The organism is Winslowiella iniecta (genome assembly GCF_001267535.1).
Lineage (GTDB): Bacteria > Pseudomonadota > Gammaproteobacteria > Enterobacterales > Enterobacteriaceae > Erwinia > Erwinia iniecta.
In genome coordinates, this window is the sequence record NZ_JRXE01000013.1 from 5,577 (window position 1) to 25,393 (window position 19,817).

Here is a 19,817-nt window from a genome sequence, read left to right on the forward strand (position 1 = left end):
GAAGATCCGGAAAAGTCGATTCCGCGTGCAATTAACTCGGTGCCGCTGCGTATTCTGGTGTTCTATGTCGGCACGCTGTTTGTGATTATGTCGATTTATCCGTGGAATCAGGTAGGCACCTCCGGCAGTCCTTTTGTGCTGACCTTCCAGCATCTGGGCATTGCTGCTGCCGCCTCGCTGCTTAATTTCGTGGTGATCACCGCGTCGCTGTCAGCGATTAACAGTGATGTGTTTGGTGTCGGCCGTATGCTGCACGGTATGGCCGAGCAAGGCCATGCGCCGAAGATGTTTATGAAAGTCTCCCGCCGCGGTATTCCGTGGGTGACGGTGATCGTGATGATGCTGGCGATGCTGGTGGCGGTCTATCTGAACTACCTGATGCCGGAAAAAGTGTTCCTGGTGATCGCTTCGCTGGCAACTTTTGCCACGGTGTGGGTGTGGATTATGATCCTCAGTTCGCAGATTGCGTTCCGCCGTAAGCTAAGCCCTGAAGATGCCAAAGCGCTGAAATTTGCCCTGCCGGGTGGTTCAGCCACCGCCATGGTCGGTATCGCGTTTCTGGTGTTTATTATCGGCCTGATTGGTTACTTCCCGGATACCCGGGTTTCACTGTATGTCGGTATGGTGTGGATTGCCTTGCTGCTGATCGGTTATGTGATTAAGCAGCGCGTCAGCCGCCGCTAGTTCTTTTGGCCGGGCATATCCGCTGCCCGGCCACTGTTTCCGCTTACTTCCCGCTGTAATCCACTTTTGTTACCGCACTGCCATCAATGGAAGCGACAATACGTTTAATCGTCTGATCGTAAGGGCAAAGTGTACCGACGTCGGTGATTTGACAATCTTTATCCTCCCACTCTTGTTTCAGCGGTGGGTGCAACCGATCAATCGGCTGTAGTGCCCGAATCTGATCGAGCGTCTGCGCCTGGAAATACACGCGGATAAGGCGTTGCTGACTGCTGCTGTCGCGCCAGCGTTCAAACACCAGACTACTGGCTGGCGGAATATTGCCGCGCGGATAGTTACCCAACTGCCAGCTGAAATTCAGCATGGTGCGCAGATAAGAGATATTGGTGTCATGCGCCACATACAAAAGCCAACGGACATCAGGCGGCGCGTTGCGTTGCGGCGTCACGCCCTGTTGTAACGCTTTGGCAATTTGATCCATCAGTATCGAACCGCCGCGCCGTGCAATATAAGGCACATCGCTGGTGAAATCATATTTCGCCGTTAACAGCGGCATCAGTTTCGCCACATCATTCGCCGAACGGGCGTTGCCAAACGCGACCTGCGCTAGCGGTTGATTTTCACTCCATGCCAGCCGGAAAGTCTCTGCCATATTGGCCAGGGTACTCAGTCCGGAAATGCTAAAGCGGCCATCCTTTTCCTGCTGCAGCGCCCAGGGTTTATCGAACGCCGGACAGGGGGCGTCGGGCAGACAGACCGCCTGTTTTAACCGCGTAATATCCGGCGTCAGGCGCTGCTGAGCGGCAGCTACACTGCCTCCCATCGCCGCCAGAATAGCGGATCGGGCTTTCGCGGCGTCCAGTTTTGCCAGCCCCATTTTATCACTCTGAAACAGCGGATCCTGTTCGCCGGAAACCGCGTTGACCGCCACGCCGCAGCCTGGGAAGGCGCCATCAGTCAGGGCTTTTGCGGTGGCTTTAGTACGCTGCAATGGGCTGGCCCAGACAAAAATATCGCCAGCCGCCGGGCAGCCTGCAGTGAGCAGGCCGTGCTGGCGATAGCGGGCAGCCACGTATTGTCCTTTAAGTACTGCGGCACTGTAGCCATGCCCGGTAAGCTCTCCCTCGGCGGTCAGCCATTGCGGCCACTGGCGTGCTGTCCCTGCTTCCATTGCTTTGGTATTGGACGGTGTCGGCGGACGAACGCCGTGGCGACTGATTTCCACGACCTTTTCCAGCACGTAATGCGGTTGTGCCAGCGCGGCGGCTCCGGGTAAGCAGAGCAGGGCGGCAACCAACAGGCGTAGCGCTGCCGTCTGTTTAAATAACATAGTTTTTTCCTTAATCAGAATGTGTAAAGCGAACTCTGCTAAGAGTTAACTAGCAGTGCCTGCTGCTGCAACTGATGGCGACGGGCAACAATCCCGGCGGTAATAAAACAGAGCAGAGCCGATAAAATGCCGGTTGTCATCCAGAAGAGGGTTAAGGTGTGGAAATTGTAGAGGGTTTTACCCGCCTCGGTGACGGCAGTTTTATCAATAATCATACCGGTGACAAATTCACCCAGACCGGCCCCGGCATAGCTGGCGATGCCAATGGTTCCCAGCGCAGCACCCGCGGCTTTTTTCGACGAAATATCCACCGCGATTAATCCGCCGAGAAAACAGGTTAATGCGCCGATGGTCGCACCGAATATTACCATCGACAGAATATCGCTGTAATAATTACGTGGCAGCCAGATCATCATCGCAAAACCGGCGGTATTTAACAGGCTGATAAATCCGGCCATAACGCTGCGGTTACGTGGGAAAAAACGGTCTGACAGAATGCCCGCCAGAATAGTGCCGACGATACCGGCAATTGCATTGACGCCAATAATGCCGGACGCTTCTACCGTGCTGTACTGTTTGGCCTGTTGCAGAAAGAAAATACCCCAGGAGTTGACCGCGTAGCGATCGATATACATAAAAGCCGAGGCCAGCGCCAGCGTCCAGAGCGCCGGGTTGCGTAATGACAGCAGCTGATTTTTTAATACCGATGCTTCACGTTCGTCCGGCTCAATCGGATCGTTGCGGATTACGCTGATCGGTGGATAACCGGCACTTTGCGGCGAGTCGCGCATAAACAGCAGGATCAATACCATTCCTACCACGCCCAACATGGCAGTGGTAAAGTAGCCGAAATGCCAGCCAAATCCGGCAATCACGGCGGCAATCACCATATAGGTTACCGCTTCGCCAATATTGTGCGCGGTTGACCAGATCGCATAGAAGGTGCCACGCTCTTTATTGCCGTACCAGCGTGCCAGTGACACAGCGCAAGGCCCAACGCCCATCGACTGCGCCCAGCCATTAATGCCCCAGAATAGTGTCAGCAGCAGCGCATTAGTTGTTGTGCCCATCATAAAATTCATCCCGGCGCTAATGAGCAGGCCGAGACTCATAAAACGTACCACATTGGCGTGATCGGCAATAAAACCATTCACTAATTTACCGATGGCATAACTGAAAAACAGCGCCGAACCAATCATACCCAGTTCAGTGGGGGAAATACCTAATTCAACCAGCGCACTTTTGGCGACGGTAAATGACAGGCGGCAAACATAAAAAGTCACATACGCTAAAGTCATGGCGATAAATGTTTGCCAGCGTAAAAAATTAAATTTCTTTTCGTTGAAATGGCCGTCAGCCGGTATCGGCTGAGTCGCTTTAAAAAAGCTGAATATTCCAGACATGGTGTTTACTCCCGCATAGCACGGAGGCAGGCTCTTTCTGAATTATGTTGTTCTTATCCCTGAACGGTATTTATCGGGTTCACTGTTATTTATTTGTAGAGTACATAATCAGAGTGAAAGCGTATCCGCATAAGTCATTAAGTCACTTTTTGTGTAATCAGACCGGTTAGCTGTTGATACACACGGTTATTCGCCATCAGCACCAGATTGCCGTTAATCAGGCCGTGGTCAGAGAGGAAGTCATTGGTGATGCCGCCCGCTTCGCGCACCAGTACAATGCCTGGCAAACTGTCCCAGGCGTTCATATGGGGCTCGTAATAGCCAATTAACCGGCCAGCTGCCACCCATGCGGTCATCAGCGCGCCGGATCCATTACGGATAAACATCCCGCCCTGATGCAGCAGTGCGCTGATAAACGGCACAAAGGTCTCCGGGGTCACGCGATGTGAGGTGCCAACGCCCATCACGCCATCACGCACATGCTGACCCGAATGAACCCGCATCGGCGCATCATTCACAAAGGCTCCCTGACCCGCGCGGGCGCGAAACAGCTCACGATGATTCGGGTCATACACCACGCCAATCACCGGTTCACCGTTAACTATCACGCCAATGGAGACGCACCAGTTATGCAAGCCGTTAAGAAAGCAGCTGGTGCCGTCAATCGGGTCGACCACCCAGGTGCAGCGCGCCTGTTCGTTACCGCCGCCGCTCTCTTCACCGAGAAAATCATCAGCCGGGAAGCGTTCAGCAATCAGACTACGCGCCAGTTCTTCCACCGTGCGGTCAGCAATGCTGACCACATCCTGGAGATCGCTGCCTTTATGTTCAACTTCCAGCTGATTGCGTTGCTGATAGAAACCATAAGCCCGGTTCGCCGCGGCCTGTGCCACTTCGCAGGCGAAGTGGTAGCGCGCATCGATCTCGGCTGCCGTCATTAATTCCATCATGACCTCATTTACGTTTTGCACACGTGTGCAATGTGGTTGATAAAAAATACGCCGATGGCGTAACTGAGAAAGATAATGGTAGTAATGAAAATAATATTCCGTGATCGCCACCACATAAAACAGATCTTCCATTCAGGCCGAATGGCGCACCACCAGTTTCACTGGAATTGCCTTATGCACAGCGGGGCGATCAAAATTTTGAATGCGTTTTATCAGTAAATCAACCGCATAACGTGCCAGCAGCTCGGTGTCCTGCGCCAGCGTTGTCAGTTGATAAGCCGCCCAGGCAGCCTGCGGAATATCGTCAAATCCGATCACTTTAACCTTGCCTGCTGCCAGCTTGTAGTGTTGCAGAAAGTCGATAACGCCCATCGCCAGCATATCGGTGGCGCAGAAAAAAGCATCAATCTGCGGCTGGTTTGCCAGTAATTCCGCTGCGGCGTCCCAGCCCGCCTGATAACCGCCGACCGGACAGAAAAAGGCTTTTACCGGCCGCGGGGCGATTGCCGCGCAAAATGCCTGATAGCGCTGCTGACTGCTAAAGTTCACCGGGCTTTCACCAATAAAGGCGATATGTTTTGCGCCCTGAGCCTGCAAATGCGTGGCTGCCAGTTGGGCCCCCTGAGCGTTATCACTGATGACGCGGTCAGCGCCGGGCAGTTCAGCGTGACGATTGATCAATGTTACCGGGATTTTCTTTGCCAGGTACTCTTCGGCGAGCGACAGCGGCGGGGCGCCGGAGGTGAGAATGACTCCGGCCACGTGATAGCTGAGCAACTGGCGCAGAGAAGGTTCGAGCTGTTGCGGATCATCGGCATTCATCAGCAGTGGCATAAAGCCTTGCAGTGCCAGATGATGAACCAGTGGCGTCAGCAGCTTGCTGCGAAACGGATTATCAAAGCCAGCGGTAACAATACCGATAAAATTACTGCTGCCGGTGATCATGGTGCGGGCGATAATATTGACCTGGTAGCCTAACTCACTGGCGGCGGCTAATACGCGCTGACGGGTTTTATCAGAGACCGATGCGCCTTCGGTAAAAGTACGTGATACTGCTGAGCGTGATACGCCTGCATGGCGCGCCACATCTGCTGCCGTTACCCAGTTTTTATCCACGGTCATCGCGCGCTCTCCCTGTAAATGCCTGCTGCAAATCTTAACCCAGCACGCGGTAATGTCACACTTTCGCGGGCATAAAAAAAGCCCGCCGAAGCGAGCTTTTTCTGCAACAGTGCTGAATTACAGCTTGGTTGCGTTTTCAGACAGGTATTTCGCCACGCCTTCCGGAGAGGCGCCCATGCCTTCTTTTCCTTTTTCCCACTGCGCCGGGCAAACTTCACCGTGCTCTTCGTGGAACTGCAGCGCGTCAACCATACGCAGCATTTCGTCAACGTTACGGCCCAGTGGCAGATCGTTAACCACCTGATGACGAACCACACCGTTCTGGTCGATCAGGAAAGAGCCGCGCAGTGCAACGCCAGCGTCCGGATGTTCGATACCGTAAGCTTTCTGGATTTCGCGTTTGATATCCGCAACCATCGCGTATTTCACTTCGCCGATGCCGCCTTTCTCAACCGGCGTTTTACGCCATGCGTTGTGCACGAACTCGGAGTCGAAGGAAACACCCACCACTTCAACGCCACGCTTCTGGAACTCTTCGTAACGCTTGTCAAAAGCAATCAGCTCAGACGGGCAGACGAAGGTGAAGTCCATTGGCCAAAAGAACACAACGGTGGCTTTACCAGCGGTGTGTTTTTTAAAGTTGAAGTTTTCAACGATTTCACCGTTGCCCAGCACAGCGGCTGCAGTAAAATCAGGGGCTTGACGAGTTACCAGGACCATATTCACTCCTGTAAAAGTGTGAGGTTAATAAGATTTAATGCCCGCCAGTATAGAGGCTTCTCAGCGGCGGGAACCAATGCATAACGCCAATTGATTCGATAGGTATTACCTATCGAATGAATGCATTATCAAGGCAGGCTCATACAATAACTCTTTTTGCCAAAAGGGCAAGCATCAAGTGGTTTCAGACTGCTTCACAGCTGCTGCTGCGCGGCCTGCGCCATCATACGCGGATAAAATTGCCAGAACAGTGTGGCAAATTGATGATAATGCGCGGTGAAATCCTGATACGAATCGCTGAGCGCGGCCAGTCGCGGACGGCGCGATGCCATGCCAGACAATACTTTTTCTAAGTAAGGCGCTTCGGCATAATTTTCCATCCAGCGCTCGGTCCATAAATAACGATTAAGGTTCTGGAAGCGCTCGGGCGTCGAAGGAAGTTCAGGCTGGATCACCGCCCGCGCTTCGGTCAGAAAAGTTGGCAAAGAAATTTCCGGTACAATCTGCTGCCAGTGGCGGGCGAGAAAATGGTCCCAGATAACATCCAGTGTAATCGGCGCAACGCGATACGTTTCCTCACGGAAGTAGCGGCGCGCGGCGCGCACTTCCGGCAGCGAATCGGTCATCACATCAATACGACGATGCAGTAAAATGCCTGCGGCCACCGGCTGAGGCCAGTCGTTATGCGGGTTGCCGCGCACGAAGTCGGCCATCAGATTACCGAGCAGCGAGCTGTTGGCCAGCGTGGCCAGATGAAGATGTGCAAGAAAGTTCATGCGAGCGAGTATAGCCATTTTGCCGGTTAAAAACAGCGGCGATGCGTGCGCCGCTGGTGAGATGGACAGCTGTTTATCATCCGTTTCAGCCAGTTGTTTAGAATTGGCCGCTTTTCGGCTAAACTATGCCGCCTGTTTCACACCTGAAGATTGATACCATGCGCGTTGCCGATTTTTCTTTTGAGTTACCTGAATCTCTGATTGCCCATTACCCGCAGCCACAGCGCAGCGGATGTCGCCTGCTCTCCCTTGACGGGCCGAGTGGTGAACTGACGCATGGTGTCTTCACCGATTTGCTGGATAAGCTCGAGGCTGGCGATCTGCTGGTGTTTAACAATACCCGAGTGATTCCGGCTCGCGTTTTCGGCCGTAAGGCCAGCGGCGGTAAAATCGAGGTGCTGGTGGAGCGTATGCTCGACGAAACGCGCGTGCTGGCGCATGTGCGTTCGTCTAAATCGCCAAAGCCGGGTGCAGAATTGCTGCTGGGTGAAGATGAAAGCGTTAAAGCGACGATGGTGGCGCGCCACGATGCGCTGTTTGAAATTGAATTCCACGATGAACGCGCGGTGCTCGACATCCTGAATGCCGTTGGCCATATGCCACTGCCGCCGTATATCGATCGCCCGGATGAAGATGCTGACCGCGAGCTGTATCAGACGGTCTACAGCCAGCGCCCGGGTGCGGTTGCTGCTCCGACGGCCGGTCTGCACTTTGACGAACCGCTGCTGGCAGCACTGCGTGAGAAGGGCATTGAGATGGCGTTCGTGACGCTGCATGTCGGCGCGGGAACCTTCCAGCCGGTGCGGGTCGAAACCATTGAAGATCATATTATGCATGCCGAATATGCAGAAGTGCCGCAGGATGTGGTCGATGCGGTGCTGGCGTGTAAAGCGCGCGGAAAGCGCGTGGTGGCGGTGGGCACGACCTCGGTACGTTCGCTGGAAAGCGCCGCCAAAGCCAGTCAGGATGCGCTGATTGCGCCATTCTTTGACGATACCAAAATCTTTATCTATCCGGGCTACCACTACCAGGTGGTGGATGCGCTGGTGACCAATTTCCATTTGCCGGAATCGACACTGATTATGTTGGTGTCGGCATTTGCCGGCTATCGCCACACCATGCAGGCTTATCAGCAAGCGGTGGCTGAGCAGTACCGTTTCTTCAGTTACGGCGACGCGATGTTTATTAGCCGTAACCCGCAGGCCGCAGACGAAGTGGTCGGCGCGTAATTTTATTCCGCCGGGGTTGACCGGGCGGAACGGTTAATCGCGCATTGCGCGATTGTTAATATCATCAGACTGTTTCTCTGATGGTCTGGAGGCAATGTGAAGTTTGAATTAGATACTACCGACGGACGCGCACGCCGCGGCCGCCTGGTATTTGATCGTGGTGTGGTAGAAACCCCGGCGTTTATGCCAGTGGGCACCTACGGTACCGTTAAGGGAATGACCCCGGAAGAAGTGCAGGAAACCGGTGCGCAGATTATTCTGGGCAACACCTTCCACCTCTGGCTGCGTCCTGGCCAGGAAATCATGAAGCTGCATGGCGATCTGCACGACTTTATGCAGTGGAAAGGCCCGATTCTTACCGACTCCGGCGGTTTCCAGGTGTTCAGCCTGGGCGATATCCGTAAGATTACCGAAGCCGGGGTACATTTCCGTAACCCGATTAATGGCGATCCAATTTTCCTCGATCCAGAAAAATCGATGGAGATTCAGTACGATCTCGGCTCCGACATCGTGATGATCTTCGACGAATGTACGCCATATCCTGCTGACTGGGATTACGCGAAAAGTTCGATGGAAATGTCACTGCGCTGGGCACAACGCTCGCGCGATCGTTTCGATTCACTCGGCAATAAGAATGCGCTGTTTGGCATTATTCAGGGCGGTGTTTACGAAGATTTACGTGATGTCTCCGTCAAAGGGCTGGTAGATATCGGCTTTGATGGGTACGCTGTGGGCGGCCTGGCGGTCGGCGAGCCGAAAGAAGATATGCACCGTATTCTGGAACATGTCTGCCCGCAGATACCGGAAGACAAGCCGCGCTATCTGATGGGCGTCGGTAAACCTGAAGACCTGGTGGAAGGGGTTCGTCGCGGCGTTGATATGTTCGACTGCGTGATGCCAACCCGTAACGCGCGTAACGGTCATCTGTTCGTGACCGATGGCGTGGTTAAAATCCGCAATGCGAAGTATAAAGATGACATCTCTCCGCTTGATGCCGAGTGTGATTGTTACACCTGTCGCAGTTACAGTCGTGCCTACTTGCATCATCTTGATCGCTGTAATGAAATCCTTGGTGCGCGGCTGAACACTATTCATAACTTGCGCTATTACCAGCGTCTGATGGCGGGTTTACGCCAGGCCATCGAAGAGGGTAAATTAGAGTGCTTCGTTACCGAGTTCTATGAACGGAAGGGTAAGGCAGTTCCGCCTTTAACCGTCTGATAATTAAACAATGAGGGAAATTTAATGAGCTTTTTCATTTCTGACGCAGTGGCTGCAGCAGGCGCGCCGTCTCAGGGAAGTCCTTATTCTCTGGTCATCATGCTGGTAGTGTTTGGTCTGATTTTCTACTTCATGATCCTGCGTCCGCAGCAGAAGCGTGCGAAAGAGCACAAGAAGCTGATGGATTCCATTGCCAAAGGTGATGAAGTGCTGACCACCGGTGGTCTGGTAGGTCGTGTGACCAAAGTTGCCGAAACCGGTTATGTAGCAATTGCGCTGAACGATACAACGGAAGTTGTGGTCAAACGTGATTTCGTGGCTGCCGTTCTGCCGAAAGGTACGATGAAGGCGCTGTAATTTAGTTTTTCCCTAAGGGAACTGCCGTGTTAAACCGTTATCCTTTGTGGAAGTACATTATGTTGATCGTCGTGATTCTCGTCGGTCTGCTGTACGCACTTCCCAACCTTTATGGTGAGGATCCGGCTGTTCAAATCACTGGCGTGCGCGGTGCCGCCGCCAGTGAGCAAACGCTGGGTCAGATCCAGGAAGCATTAAAACAAGACAATATTCAGAGCAAATCTATTGCGCTGGAAAACGGTGCCATTCTGGCGCGTTTCCCGAATACGGATGTGCAGTTGCGCGCCCGTGAAGCGATTATGAAGGTTCTTGGCGAGAATTACGTTGTCGCACTCAACCTCGCACCCGCAACGCCAGCCTGGCTGAGCATGCTGGCCGCAGAGCCGATGAAACTCGGTCTTGACCTGCGTGGTGGTGTTCACTTCCTGATGGAAGTGGATATGGATACCGCGCTGGGTAAACTGCAAGAGCAGAATACCGACGGCCTGCGTAGCGACCTGCGTGAAAAAAATATTCCTTATACCAACGTTCGTAAAATTGATAACTACGGTGTGGAAGTGCGTTTCCGTGACGCAGATGCCCGTAACGATGCGGTGCAGTACTTAACCAGCCGCCATCGCGATCTGGTTATCAGCAACAGCGGCAGCAATGCACTGCGTGCTGTGATGAGTGACGAGCGTCTGCGTGAAGCGCGTGAGTATGCGGTTCAGCAGAACATCAATATCTTGCGTAATCGTGTTAACCAGCTTGGCGTCGCCGAGCCACTGGTGCAGCGTCAGGGTTCTGACCGCATCGTGGTTGAGCTGCCGGGTATTCAGGATACCGCGCGTGCGAAAGAGATTCTTGGCGCAACCGCAACCCTGGAATTCCGTCTGGTCAATACCAGTGTGGATCAGTCAGCCGCGACCTCTGGCCGTGTACCTGGCGATTCAGAAGTGAAAAACACCCGTGAAGGCCAGCCGGTTGTGCTGTACAAGCGTGTGATTTTGACCGGTGACCACATTACCGATTCCACTTCCAGCACCGATGAATACAACCAGCCGCAGGTGAATATTTCACTGGATAGCGCCGGTGGTAACATCATGTCCAACTTCACCAAGGACAATATCGGTAAGCCAATGGCAACGCTGTTTGTTGAGTACAAAGACAGCGGTAAGAAAGATGCTAACGGTCGTGCCATCCTTGAGAAGCAGGAAGAGGTGATCAACGTTGCGAATATCCAGTCTCGTCTGGGTAACAGCTTCCGTATTACTGGTATCAACAACCCGAACGAAGCGCGCCAGCTGTCGCTGCTGCTGCGTGCCGGTGCGCTGATTGCGCCGATTCAGATTGTTGAAGAGCGGACGATCGGTCCAACCATGGGTGCGCAAAACATCACTCAGGGTCTGGAAGCGTGCTTGTGGGGTCTGGTGGCGTCTATCGTGTTTATGGTGGTTTACTACCGTAAGTTCGGTGTGATTGCAACCTCGGCGCTGATTGCCAACCTGGTGTTGATCATCGGGGTGATGTCGCTGCTGCCGGGTGCCACACTGACCATGCCGGGTATTGCGGGTATCGTGTTGACGCTGGCGGTCGCGGTTGATGCCAACGTACTGATCAACGAACGTATCAAAGAAGAGCTGAAGAATGGTCGATCGGTCCAACAATCGATTCATGAAGGTTATAAAGGTGCGTTCTCCAGTATCGTTGATGCTAACGTGACCACCCTGATTACCGCCATCATTCTGTACGCTGTGGGTACCGGTTCGATTAAAGGCTTTGCGATCACTACCGCCATCGGCGTGGTGACCTCAATGTTCACTGCAATTGTCGGTACACGTGCCATCGTCAACCTGTTGTACGGCGGCAAACGCATCAACAAGCTGTCTATTTGAGGAGTGCGTTGTGGCACAGGACTATAGCGTTGAACAACTAAACTACGGGCGTAAAGTTCATGACTTTATGCGCTGGGATAAACTGGCTTTCACCCTTTCCGGGCTGCTGCTGGTCGCTGCGGTGATCATCATGGGCGTGCGCGGATTTAACTGGGGGCTGGATTTCACCGGCGGTACAGTGATTGAAATTACCCTCGAGAAACCGGCCGATCTGGATACCCTGCGTGGGTCGCTGGAAAAAGCAGGTTTCGCCGAACCGCAGGTGCAGAACTTTGGCAGCAGCCGTGACGTGTTGGTGCGTATGTCGCCAAACGAAGGCAATGCCGGCGAGCAGTTAGGCAGCAAGGTCGTTACGATTATCAATCAGGCAACTGAGCAAAATGCGACGGTTAAGCGCATTGAGTTCGTCGGGCCAAGCGTGGGTAGCGATCTGGCGCAGGCTGGCAGCATGGCGCTGCTGGTGGCGTTGATTGCGATTCTGATTTACGTCGGTTTCCGCTTTGAGTGGCGACTGGCGCTCGGTGCGGTATTAGCACTGGCGCACGACGTGGTGATTACCATGGGGATTCTCTCGCTGTTCCATATCGAGATTGACCTGACGATTATTGCTTCACTGATGTCGGTTATCGGCTACTCGTTGAATGACAGTATTGTGGTATCGGACCGTATTCGTGAGAACTTCCGCAAGATCCGTCGCGGCACGCCTTACGATATCGTTAACGTCTCACTGACGCAGACGTTAAGCCGTACCATTATGACGTCCGCTACCACGCTGGTGGTGGTGCTGATGCTGTTTATCTTCGGTGGTGCGCTGCTGGAAGGCTTCTCGCTGACCATGCTGATCGGTGTTTCAATTGGTACCGTCTCTTCCATCTACGTCGCCTCTGCGCTGGCGTTGAAACTGGGTATGAAGCGTGAGCACATGATCCAGCAGAAAGTGGATAAAGAAGGTGCGGATCAGCCGTCGATTCTGCCTTAATTGCAGAACTGCGCGATCAATAAAAAAGCCACGCAATTGCGTGGCTTTTTTTATCGCTACACCGCCATTTAAGTTCTTGTGACGCGAATTTTTTCAGTATAGGCGGCGTTTTACATCCTGCATGGCATCATGACGGGAGCCGAGAACGGCTCCCCTACATCTTTTTAGCCCCGGTGGTTTGGCCTTCAACGATCCGCATCAGGCGTAACGGCAGGTATCACATCATGCACCCGCACATAACCCAGCTGTTCCGGCTGAATGCCACTTAAGCGAAGTGGTACGGTCACATCAGTGCGGGGTAGCAGTGAAGAGGGGACTTCAATCGTTTGCGACTGGCTGTCCACCGCTAGCGGCTTGCCGGTGGTCGGGTCCAGTTCTCCCCATTCAATTTTCATCGTCATCGGTATTAGCGGCTGCTCGCCCGCCGCGCGAATATGCAACAGTGCGCGGGTACCATTGGCTTCCACTTCAACGTAGCTCAATGACAGCCGCAACTGCCCGGCATTACTCTGTAATACCACCGCGGTATTGGCGGCCGGCAGCAGCCATGCGCCATTGGCTACACCGTTATTGAGCAGGCGTTGCTGCTCAAGCACCGACGCCTGATCGGTCAGTTGACGCAGTTCCTGATTAAGCTTACCCACTTCGTTATGCAGTTTATTGACCGCGGGCTGCTTCGGTGCTGCGCAACCAGCCAGTAATATCACCATGGCCAGCATTCCGAGTCTGTTTACCTTAATCCTTTCCATATCGCCTCCACATCTCGCTATAGCTTGAAAACAGGTCCGTTTCCGTTATCTGTTAAGCATAGCGGAATTTAAACGATTACTTTTGAACTGCTTCGCGGAATGCGCAACGGGCGTAAAGTTGCCGGAAAGGCAGGGAAAGCCAAATGCGGATATTTTGTTAAACGGCACTTCGCGCTACACTGTTGAACAATTTGCTGAATTATCAGGAAGCGTCATGCATTGCCCATTCTGTTCTGCTGTGGATACCAAAGTGATTGACTCCCGTCTGGTGGGTGAGGGTGCTTCGGTGCGCCGCCGTCGTCAGTGCCTGGTATGTCATGAACGCTTTACCACTTTTGAAGTGGCAGAGCTGGTGATGCCGCGCGTGGTAAAGAGCAATGATATCCGCGAACCTTTTAATGAAGATAAGCTGACCAGCGGCCTGATGAAGGCACTGGAGAAGCGTCCGGTGAATTCCGATGACGTGGAAAATGCCATCAGTCATATCAAAACCCAGCTGCGTGCTACCGGCGAGCGCGAAGTGCCGAGCAAGATGATCGGCAACCTGGTAATGGACGAGCTGAAAAAGCTGGATAAAGTGGCTTACATTCGATTTGCCTCGGTTTATCGCAGCTTTGAAGATATCCGTGAATTTGGCGAAGAGATCGCCCGCTTACAGGATTAAGCCATGCGCGATGAATTTTACATGGCCCGTGCGCTGGAACTGGCGCGCCGTGGCAGATTTACCACCACACCGAATCCCAATGTCGGCTGTGTGATTGTCCGTGACGGCGAGATTGTCGGCGAAGGCTGGCATCAGCGCGCCGGTGAGCCGCATGCCGAAGTGCATGCGCTGCGCATGGCTGGCGACAAAGCCAGAGGTGCCACCGCCTACGTCACGCTGGAGCCTTGCAGCCACTTTGGTCGCACGCCACCCTGTTGTGATGCGCTAATCAATGCGGGTGTTCAGCGGGTAGTGGCCGCCATGCAGGATCCTAATCCGGAAGTGGCCGGACGCGGGCTTTATCGCCTTAAACAGGCCGGTATTGAGGTCAGCCACGGCCTGATGATGGACGAAGCGGAAGCTATCAACCGCGGTTTTCTGAAGCGTATGCGCACCGGTTTTCCGTGGGTACAACTTAAGCTCGGTGCCTCGCTGGATGGCCGCACCGCGATGGCCAGCGGCGAAAGTCAGTGGATCACCTCGCCACAGGCGCGTCGTGATGTGCAGCGACTGCGGGCGCAAAGCTCGGCGATCCTCAGCAGTAGCGCCACGGTGCTGGCAGACGATCCGTCATTAACGGTGCGCTGGGAGGAGTTAGACAGTGCCAGCCACGCGGTTTATGCCGCAGACGATTTACATCAGCCGCTGCGGGTGATTATCGACAGTCAGAACCGCGTGACGCCGCAGCATCGTCTGATTAATCTGCCGGGCAACAGCCTGCTGGCGCGTTTGCAGCCGGATCAGCAAGTCTGGCCCGAGAGCGTGGAACAGCTGAAAGTTCCGGCGCTGGATCAGCGGGTCGACCTGGTCTCTTTATTGATGCTGCTGGGCAAGCGTCAGGTGAATACCCTGTGGGTGGAGGCTGGCGCCAGTCTGGCAGGTGCGCTGTTGACCGCCGGTGTCGTCGACGAAGTGATAATATATGTTGCGCCAAAATTATTGGGCGACCATGCGCGCGGCTTGTGTCAACTGCCAGGATTATCGCAACTGGCTGATGCACCAACGTTTTCTTTTAGCGATGTCCGTCAGGTTGGGCCGGATTTACGCCTGACACTGAGTCCTCGCTAGCGGCCTGCGGAAAAGCGGAAGCAGACCGATAAAGAGTATGATAGAATCCGCCCCCCTGCGGGGCCAAACAGAACCCTGAAAGGACGAATATGAAGATTATCGAAGCAGCTGTTGCCACTCCTGACGCTCGCGTTGCTATTGTTATCGCGCGTTTTAACAACTTCATCAATGAAAGCCTGCTGAGCGGCGCCATCGACGCGCTGAAACGTATCGGCCAGGTAAAAGATGAAAATATCACCGTCGTCTGGGTTCCAGGTGCTTATGAATTACCGATTACCGCACGTGCGCTGGCAAAAGCCGGTAAACACGATACGGTCATTGCGCTCGGCACGGTAATCCGTGGCGGCACCGCGCACTTCGAATATGTTGCTGGTGAAGCCAGCTCTGGCCTGGCAAGTGTTGCAATGAACAGCGACATTCCGGTGGCTTTCGGCGTTCTGACTACCGAAAACATCGAGCAGGCCATTGAGCGCGCCGGCACTAAAGCGGGTAACAAAGGCGCAGAAGCTGCGCTGACTGCACTCGAAATGATTAATGTATTGAAAGCCATCAAAGCCTGATTTTTTGTAAGGGGAATTTTGTGAAACCTGCTGCACGTCGCCGCGCCCGTGAGTGCGCTGTCCAGGCGCTTTACTCCTGGCAGCTGTCTAAAAACGACATCGCTGATGTCGAATACCAGTTTCTGGCGGAACAAGACGTCAAAGACGTCGATATCAACTATTTCCGTGAGTTAGTGGGCGGCGTTGCAACCAACAGCGCATACCTCGACGGTCTGATGAAGCCTTACCTCTCGCGTCAGCTGGAAGAGCTGGGTCAGGTGGAAAAAGCCATCCTGCGTATTTCGCTGTTTGAATTGAGTAAGCGCTCTGATGTGCCTTACAAAGTGGCCATCAACGAAGGTATTGAGCTGGCGAAAGTATTTGGTGCTGAAGACAGCCACAAATTCGTCAACGGCGTACTGGATAAAGCAGGCCCGGCAATTCGTCCCAATCGCAAGTAATCACCCCAGGCCGGTTCTCCGGCCTTTTCTTTAAGTCTTAGCGGAACGCATTTATGGCATGTGGCGAATTCGAACTTATCGCACGTTATTTTAATCGTGTGACAAGCTCTCGTCGCGATGTTGAGAAAGGCATTGGCGACGACTGCGCGTTACTTAACGTAGCGGAAAAACAGACCCTCGCAATAAGCACTGACACACTGGTTGAAGGCATTCACTTTTTACGTGATATCCATCCTGCTGATTTAGGCTATAAAGCGCTGGCGGTTAACCTCAGCGACCTGGCAGCAATGGGCGCCGATCCGGCGTGGTTAACGCTGGCGATTACCCTGCCGGAAGTCGACGAAAGCTGGCTGAAAGCCTTCAGCGACAGCCTGTTCGAGCTGCTGGATTACTACGATATGCAGCTGATTGGCGGTGATACTACCCGTGGCCCGCGGAGTCTGACCTTAGGCATTCATGGTCTGGTGCCGGTTGGTCGTGCGCTGAAACGTTCGGGAGCACGTCCGGGTGACTGGATCTATGTTACCGGCTCGCTGGGCGATAGCGCGGCAGGTCTGGCGCTGTTACAGCACCATATACGCATCGCCGACCCCACCGTTTGTGAAGCCCTGATTAAACGTCATTTACGGCCGATGCCGCGTATACTGCAAGGACAGGCGCTGCGCGACCTGGCCAGCTCGGCGATAGATATTTCTGATGGTCTGATTTCAGATCTTGGCCATATTCTGAAAGCCAGTGACTGTGGCGCACGGATAAATCTCGATGCATTGCCGCTGTCACCGGCACTGGTCGACAATATCGAGATGCAGCAGGCGCGACGCTGGGCATTAACCGGCGGCGAAGATTACGAGTTGTGCTTTACCGTGCCGGAAATTAACCGCGGTGCGCTGGATGTGGCGCTGGGGCATCTTGGCGTGGCTTATACCTGTATCGGCCAGATTGCGCCAGCATCGGAAGGTATGAAGCTGATGGATCAGGGCAAGGTCGTCGAGTTTGATCTGAAAGGATTTGACCATTTTGACGCGCGATAAAGACGTGGCCAAAAGTCGCCTGAAGATGAGCAACCCCTGGCATCTGCTGGCGACCGGTTTTGGCAGCGGTTTATTTCCCTGGGGGCCGGGTACGATGGGCTCGCTGGCAGCGATTCCGTTCTGGTATCTGCTGAACTTGCTGCCGCTACAGATTTATTCTTTGCTGGTGATGCTGGGCATCAGTCTCGGTGTGTATATCTGTTATCGCACCGCTAAAGATATGGGCGTGCATGATCACGGCAGTATCGTCTGGGACGAGTTTATCGGGATGTGGATCACGCTGATGGCGCTGCCGGTCAACGACTGGCAGTGGGTCGCCGCGGGCTTTGTGATTTTCCGCATCCTGGATATCTGGAAACCGTGGCCGATTCGCTGGTTCGACCGTAATGTGCATGGCGGCATGGGGATTATGGTCGATGATATTATCGCCGGTATAATCTCGGCCGCCATCCTCTACGCTCTGGGGCACTACTGGCCGTTTTAATGATCGCCCAGTTACCCCAGTGCTGGCCTGTGGGTTACGCAAATCCCACCACATGATGTGGGTGATACACCGTTTCCAGCTCGGCAATCTCGTCACTGCTGAGTTCAACATCCACCGCTTTCACCAGATCTTCCAGCTGCGCAGCGCGTGAAGCACCGATAATCGGCGCAGTGACGGCCGGTTTGCTTAGCAGCCACGCCAGTGCAATTTGCGCCCGGCTGACACCTTTATCTTCCGCAATAGCAGCGACTCGTTCCGCGATAGCGGCATCGTTCTCTTCACTCTGGTTATACAGGGTATTGCCATACTCATCAGAAACCGAGCGTGCAGTGGTTTCACCCCACGGGCGGGTTAAGCGGCCACGCGCCAGCGGGCTCCAGGGTAATACCGCGATATTTTCTGCCCGACACAGCGGATGCATTTCGCGCTCTTCTTCGCGCTGAATCAGATTGTATTGATCCTGCATAGTGGCAAAACGCGTCCAGCCGTGCAGATCGGCGCTATACAGCGCTTTGGCAAACTGCCAGGCATACATTGATGAGGCACCGATATGGCGTGCTTTACCCGCTTTTACGACGTCATGCAGCGCTTCCAGTGTCTCTTCCAGCGGTGTGTCATAATCCCAGCGGTGGATTTGCAACAGATCAACATAGTCCATCCCAAGCCGCGACAGACTGTCATCAATCGACTGCATGATATTTTTACGCGACAGGCCACCGGAAAGATTACTCATCGGAAAGTAGACTTTGGTGGCGACCACGATCTCTTCACGGCGTGCATAGTCACGCAGCGCACGGCCAACAATCTCTTCGCTACTGCCATCAGAATAGCTGTTGGCGGTATCGAAGAAGTTAATGCCCGCGTCCAGCGCCTGCCTGATTAATGGCCTGCTGCTCTCTTCCGGTAGGGTCCAGGCGTGTTTGCCGCGTTCCGGTTCACCAAAGGTCATACAACCGAGGCAGAGACGGGAAACCTGTAGATCGGTGCTGCCTAATGGGATGGTTTTCATAATGGCTCCTGCTGTTCAGCTTACGGGCTTTCCAGCCACAGTGTTTCTTTAAGCATAGCAGGTGAGACGCTCCCCGGATGGGGAGCGTAGAGGAGATTACTGTGCCAGCCAGCGGGCAATTTGTGCGCGAATACCATCGGCATCCAGCTGAAAATCATGACGAACTTCATCCTGGGTGCCTTGCGGAATAAACCTGTCCGGCAGACCAATATTCAGCACCGGCACCGGACGACGTTTTGCCATCAGCAGCTCGTTGACGCCACTGCCCGCGCCGCCTTTGATTGCGCCTTCCTCCAGCGTCACCAGCGATTCGTGGCTGGCCGCCAGCTCAAGGATCAATGCCTCATCAAGCGGTTTAACAAAGCGCATATCGACGAGGGTGGCATTCAGCGTTTCCGCTGCGACTTGCGCTTCCGGCAGCAGGGTGCCGAAGTTCAGAATCGCCAGCTTTTCCCCGCTGCGTTTCTTCACGCCTTTACCCAATGGCAGCCCCGCCAGCGGTTCCAGCGTCGCGCCAGTCCCATTGCCGCGTGGATAGCGCACGGCGCTCGGGCCATCATTGTAGTGATAGCCGGTATACAGCATCTGACGACATTCGTTTTCATCGCTCGGCGTCATAATCACCATATCGGGAATACAACGCAGGTAAGCGATGTCAAACGCGCCCTGATGAGTCTGCCCGTCGGCACCGACAATGCCGCCACGGTCAATGGCGAACAGTACCGGTAACTTCTGGATCGCCACATCATGAATCAGCTGATCGTAGGCGCGTTGCAGGAAGGTAGAGTAGATCGCCACCACCGGCTTATAGCCGCCAATCGCCAGACCGGCAGCGAAGGTCACCGCATGTTGTTCAGCAATCGCCACATCAAAATATTGCGTCGGGTAGTTGCGGGAAAACTCAACCATCCCTGAGCCTTCGCGCATGGCTGGCGTGACCGCCATTAATTTGTCGTCGTCAGCGGCGGTTTCGCTTAACCAGTTACCAAAAATCTTCGAGTAGCTTGGCAGTCCTTCCGCGCTTTTTGGCAGCAGGCCACTGGCCGGATCGAATTTCGGTACGGCGTGCCAGCTGATCGGGTCTTTTTCGGCCGGGGCGTAGCCTTTGCCTTTTTTAGTCATAATATG

General features: G+C 54.1%; 21 protein-coding genes. 12 read left to right on the plus strand and 9 right to left on the minus strand.

Annotation, left to right across the window (positions count from 1 at the left end; genetic code table 11):
* Positions 1-684, plus strand: a 684-nt coding sequence (locus NG42_RS23485) for an amino acid permease (RefSeq protein WP_052899391.1), incomplete at its 5' end; no start/stop codon positions are given.
* Between the two features lie 43 nt (positions 685-727).
* Here NG42_RS23485 and NG42_RS10420 read toward each other — a convergent pair.
* From NG42_RS10420 to NG42_RS10445, 6 genes are all read right to left on the minus strand, one after another.
* Positions 728-2,014 carry a histidine-type phosphatase gene (locus tag NG42_RS10420; protein ID WP_052899241.1) on the minus strand — a complete coding sequence of 429 codons (1,287 nt, stop codon included), beginning with the start codon at positions 2,012-2,014 and terminating at the stop codon, positions 728-730.
* 38 nt (positions 2,015-2,052) lie between these two features.
* Positions 2,053-3,417 (minus strand): MFS transporter, encoded by a 1,365-nt coding sequence (locus tag NG42_RS10425; RefSeq protein ID WP_052899242.1) that lies wholly within the window; start codon positions 3,415-3,417, stop codon positions 2,053-2,055.
* A 137-nt stretch (positions 3,418-3,554) separates the two neighbouring features.
* Positions 3,555-4,364: an inositol monophosphatase family protein gene (locus NG42_RS10430; protein ID WP_052899384.1), complete on the minus strand. Its 810-nt coding sequence runs from the start codon at positions 4,362-4,364 to the stop codon at positions 3,555-3,557.
* A gap of 135 nt (positions 4,365-4,499) precedes the next feature.
* Positions 4,500-5,489: a LacI family DNA-binding transcriptional regulator gene (locus NG42_RS10435; protein WP_052899243.1), complete on the minus strand. Its 990-nt coding sequence runs from the start codon at positions 5,487-5,489 to the stop codon at positions 4,500-4,502.
* A gap of 117 nt (positions 5,490-5,606) precedes the next feature.
* Positions 5,607-6,209, minus strand: a complete 603-nt coding sequence (locus NG42_RS10440) for a peroxiredoxin C (protein WP_052899244.1) — start codon at positions 6,207-6,209, stop codon at positions 5,607-5,609.
* A gap of 194 nt (positions 6,210-6,403) precedes the next feature.
* On the minus strand, positions 6,404-6,985 hold the full coding sequence (locus NG42_RS10445) for an ACP phosphodiesterase (RefSeq protein ID WP_052899245.1): 582 nt from the start codon (positions 6,983-6,985) through the stop codon (positions 6,404-6,406).
* A 158-nt stretch (positions 6,986-7,143) separates the two neighbouring features.
* Here NG42_RS10445 and queA point away from each other — a divergent pair, with 158 nt between their 5' ends.
* The 5 genes from queA (at position 7,144) to secF (ending at position 12,645) form a co-directional block, all read left to right on the plus strand.
* On the plus strand, positions 7,144-8,214 hold the full coding sequence (gene queA / locus NG42_RS10450; protein ID WP_052899385.1) for a tRNA preQ1(34) S-adenosylmethionine ribosyltransferase-isomerase QueA: 1,071 nt from the start codon (positions 7,144-7,146) through the stop codon (positions 8,212-8,214).
* 96 nt (positions 8,215-8,310) lie between these two features.
* The gene (gene tgt, locus NG42_RS10455) at positions 8,311-9,435 is read left to right on the plus strand and encodes a tRNA guanosine(34) transglycosylase Tgt (protein ID WP_052899246.1); all 1,125 of its coding nucleotides are present in this window, start codon (positions 8,311-8,313) and stop codon (positions 9,433-9,435) included.
* Between the two features lie 24 nt (positions 9,436-9,459).
* On the plus strand, positions 9,460-9,792 hold the full coding sequence (gene yajC / locus NG42_RS10460) for a preprotein translocase subunit YajC (RefSeq protein WP_052899247.1): 333 nt from the start codon (positions 9,460-9,462) through the stop codon (positions 9,790-9,792).
* Positions 9,793-9,818: 26 nt separating this feature from the next.
* Positions 9,819-11,666 carry a protein translocase subunit SecD gene (secD, locus tag NG42_RS10465; protein ID WP_072133185.1) on the plus strand — a complete coding sequence of 616 codons (1,848 nt, stop codon included), beginning with the start codon at positions 9,819-9,821 and terminating at the stop codon, positions 11,664-11,666.
* Positions 11,667-11,676: 10 nt separating this feature from the next.
* A complete protein-coding gene (gene secF, locus NG42_RS10470) occupies positions 11,677-12,645 on the plus strand; it encodes a protein translocase subunit SecF (protein WP_052899249.1) in 969 nt (322 codons plus the stop codon).
* Positions 12,646-12,830: 185 nt separating this feature from the next.
* Here the strand turns inward: secF and NG42_RS10475 are convergent, their stop codons facing one another.
* Positions 12,831-13,394, minus strand: coding sequence for a SadB/YajI family lipoprotein (locus NG42_RS10475; RefSeq protein WP_072133186.1), 564 nt, complete (start codon positions 13,392-13,394; stop codon positions 12,831-12,833).
* 214 nt (positions 13,395-13,608) lie between these two features.
* On the opposite strand from NG42_RS10475, the gene nrdR reads away from it, so the two are divergent.
* From nrdR to pgpA, 6 genes are all read left to right on the plus strand, one after another.
* Positions 13,609-14,058, plus strand: coding sequence for a transcriptional regulator NrdR (gene nrdR / locus NG42_RS10480; RefSeq protein WP_052899251.1), 450 nt, complete (start codon positions 13,609-13,611; stop codon positions 14,056-14,058).
* A 3-nt stretch (positions 14,059-14,061) separates the two neighbouring features.
* The gene (gene ribD, locus NG42_RS10485; protein ID WP_052899252.1) at positions 14,062-15,165 is read left to right on the plus strand and encodes a bifunctional diaminohydroxyphosphoribosylaminopyrimidine deaminase/5-amino-6-(5-phosphoribosylamino)uracil reductase RibD; all 1,104 of its coding nucleotides are present in this window, start codon (positions 14,062-14,064) and stop codon (positions 15,163-15,165) included.
* An 89-nt stretch (positions 15,166-15,254) separates the two neighbouring features.
* Positions 15,255-15,725, plus strand: a complete 471-nt coding sequence (gene ribH / locus NG42_RS10490; protein ID WP_052899253.1) for a 6,7-dimethyl-8-ribityllumazine synthase — start codon at positions 15,255-15,257, stop codon at positions 15,723-15,725.
* Between the two features lie 20 nt (positions 15,726-15,745).
* Complete coding sequence (gene nusB / locus NG42_RS10495) at positions 15,746-16,165, plus strand: transcription antitermination factor NusB (RefSeq protein WP_052899254.1); 420 nt, start codon at positions 15,746-15,748, stop codon at positions 16,163-16,165.
* Between the two features lie 53 nt (positions 16,166-16,218).
* Entirely contained in the window at positions 16,219-17,196 is a 978-nt protein-coding gene (thiL, locus tag NG42_RS10500) for a thiamine-phosphate kinase (protein ID WP_052899255.1), read from the plus strand.
* Entirely contained in the window at positions 17,174-17,680 is a 507-nt protein-coding gene (pgpA, locus tag NG42_RS10505) for a phosphatidylglycerophosphatase A (protein WP_072133187.1), read from the plus strand. Before thiL ends, pgpA begins: the two co-directional genes overlap by 23 nt.
* 34 nt (positions 17,681-17,714) lie before the next feature.
* Here pgpA and NG42_RS10510 read toward each other — a convergent pair whose 3' ends face one another.
* Together NG42_RS10510 and dxs are read right to left on the minus strand one after the other, a co-directional pair.
* Positions 17,715-18,689, minus strand: a complete 975-nt coding sequence (locus tag NG42_RS10510; RefSeq protein ID WP_052899257.1) for an aldo/keto reductase — start codon at positions 18,687-18,689, stop codon at positions 17,715-17,717.
* Between the two features lie 96 nt (positions 18,690-18,785).
* A partial coding sequence (dxs, locus tag NG42_RS10515; RefSeq protein WP_241488340.1) for a 1-deoxy-D-xylulose-5-phosphate synthase occupies positions 18,786-19,817 on the minus strand: 1,032 nt, incomplete at its 5' end.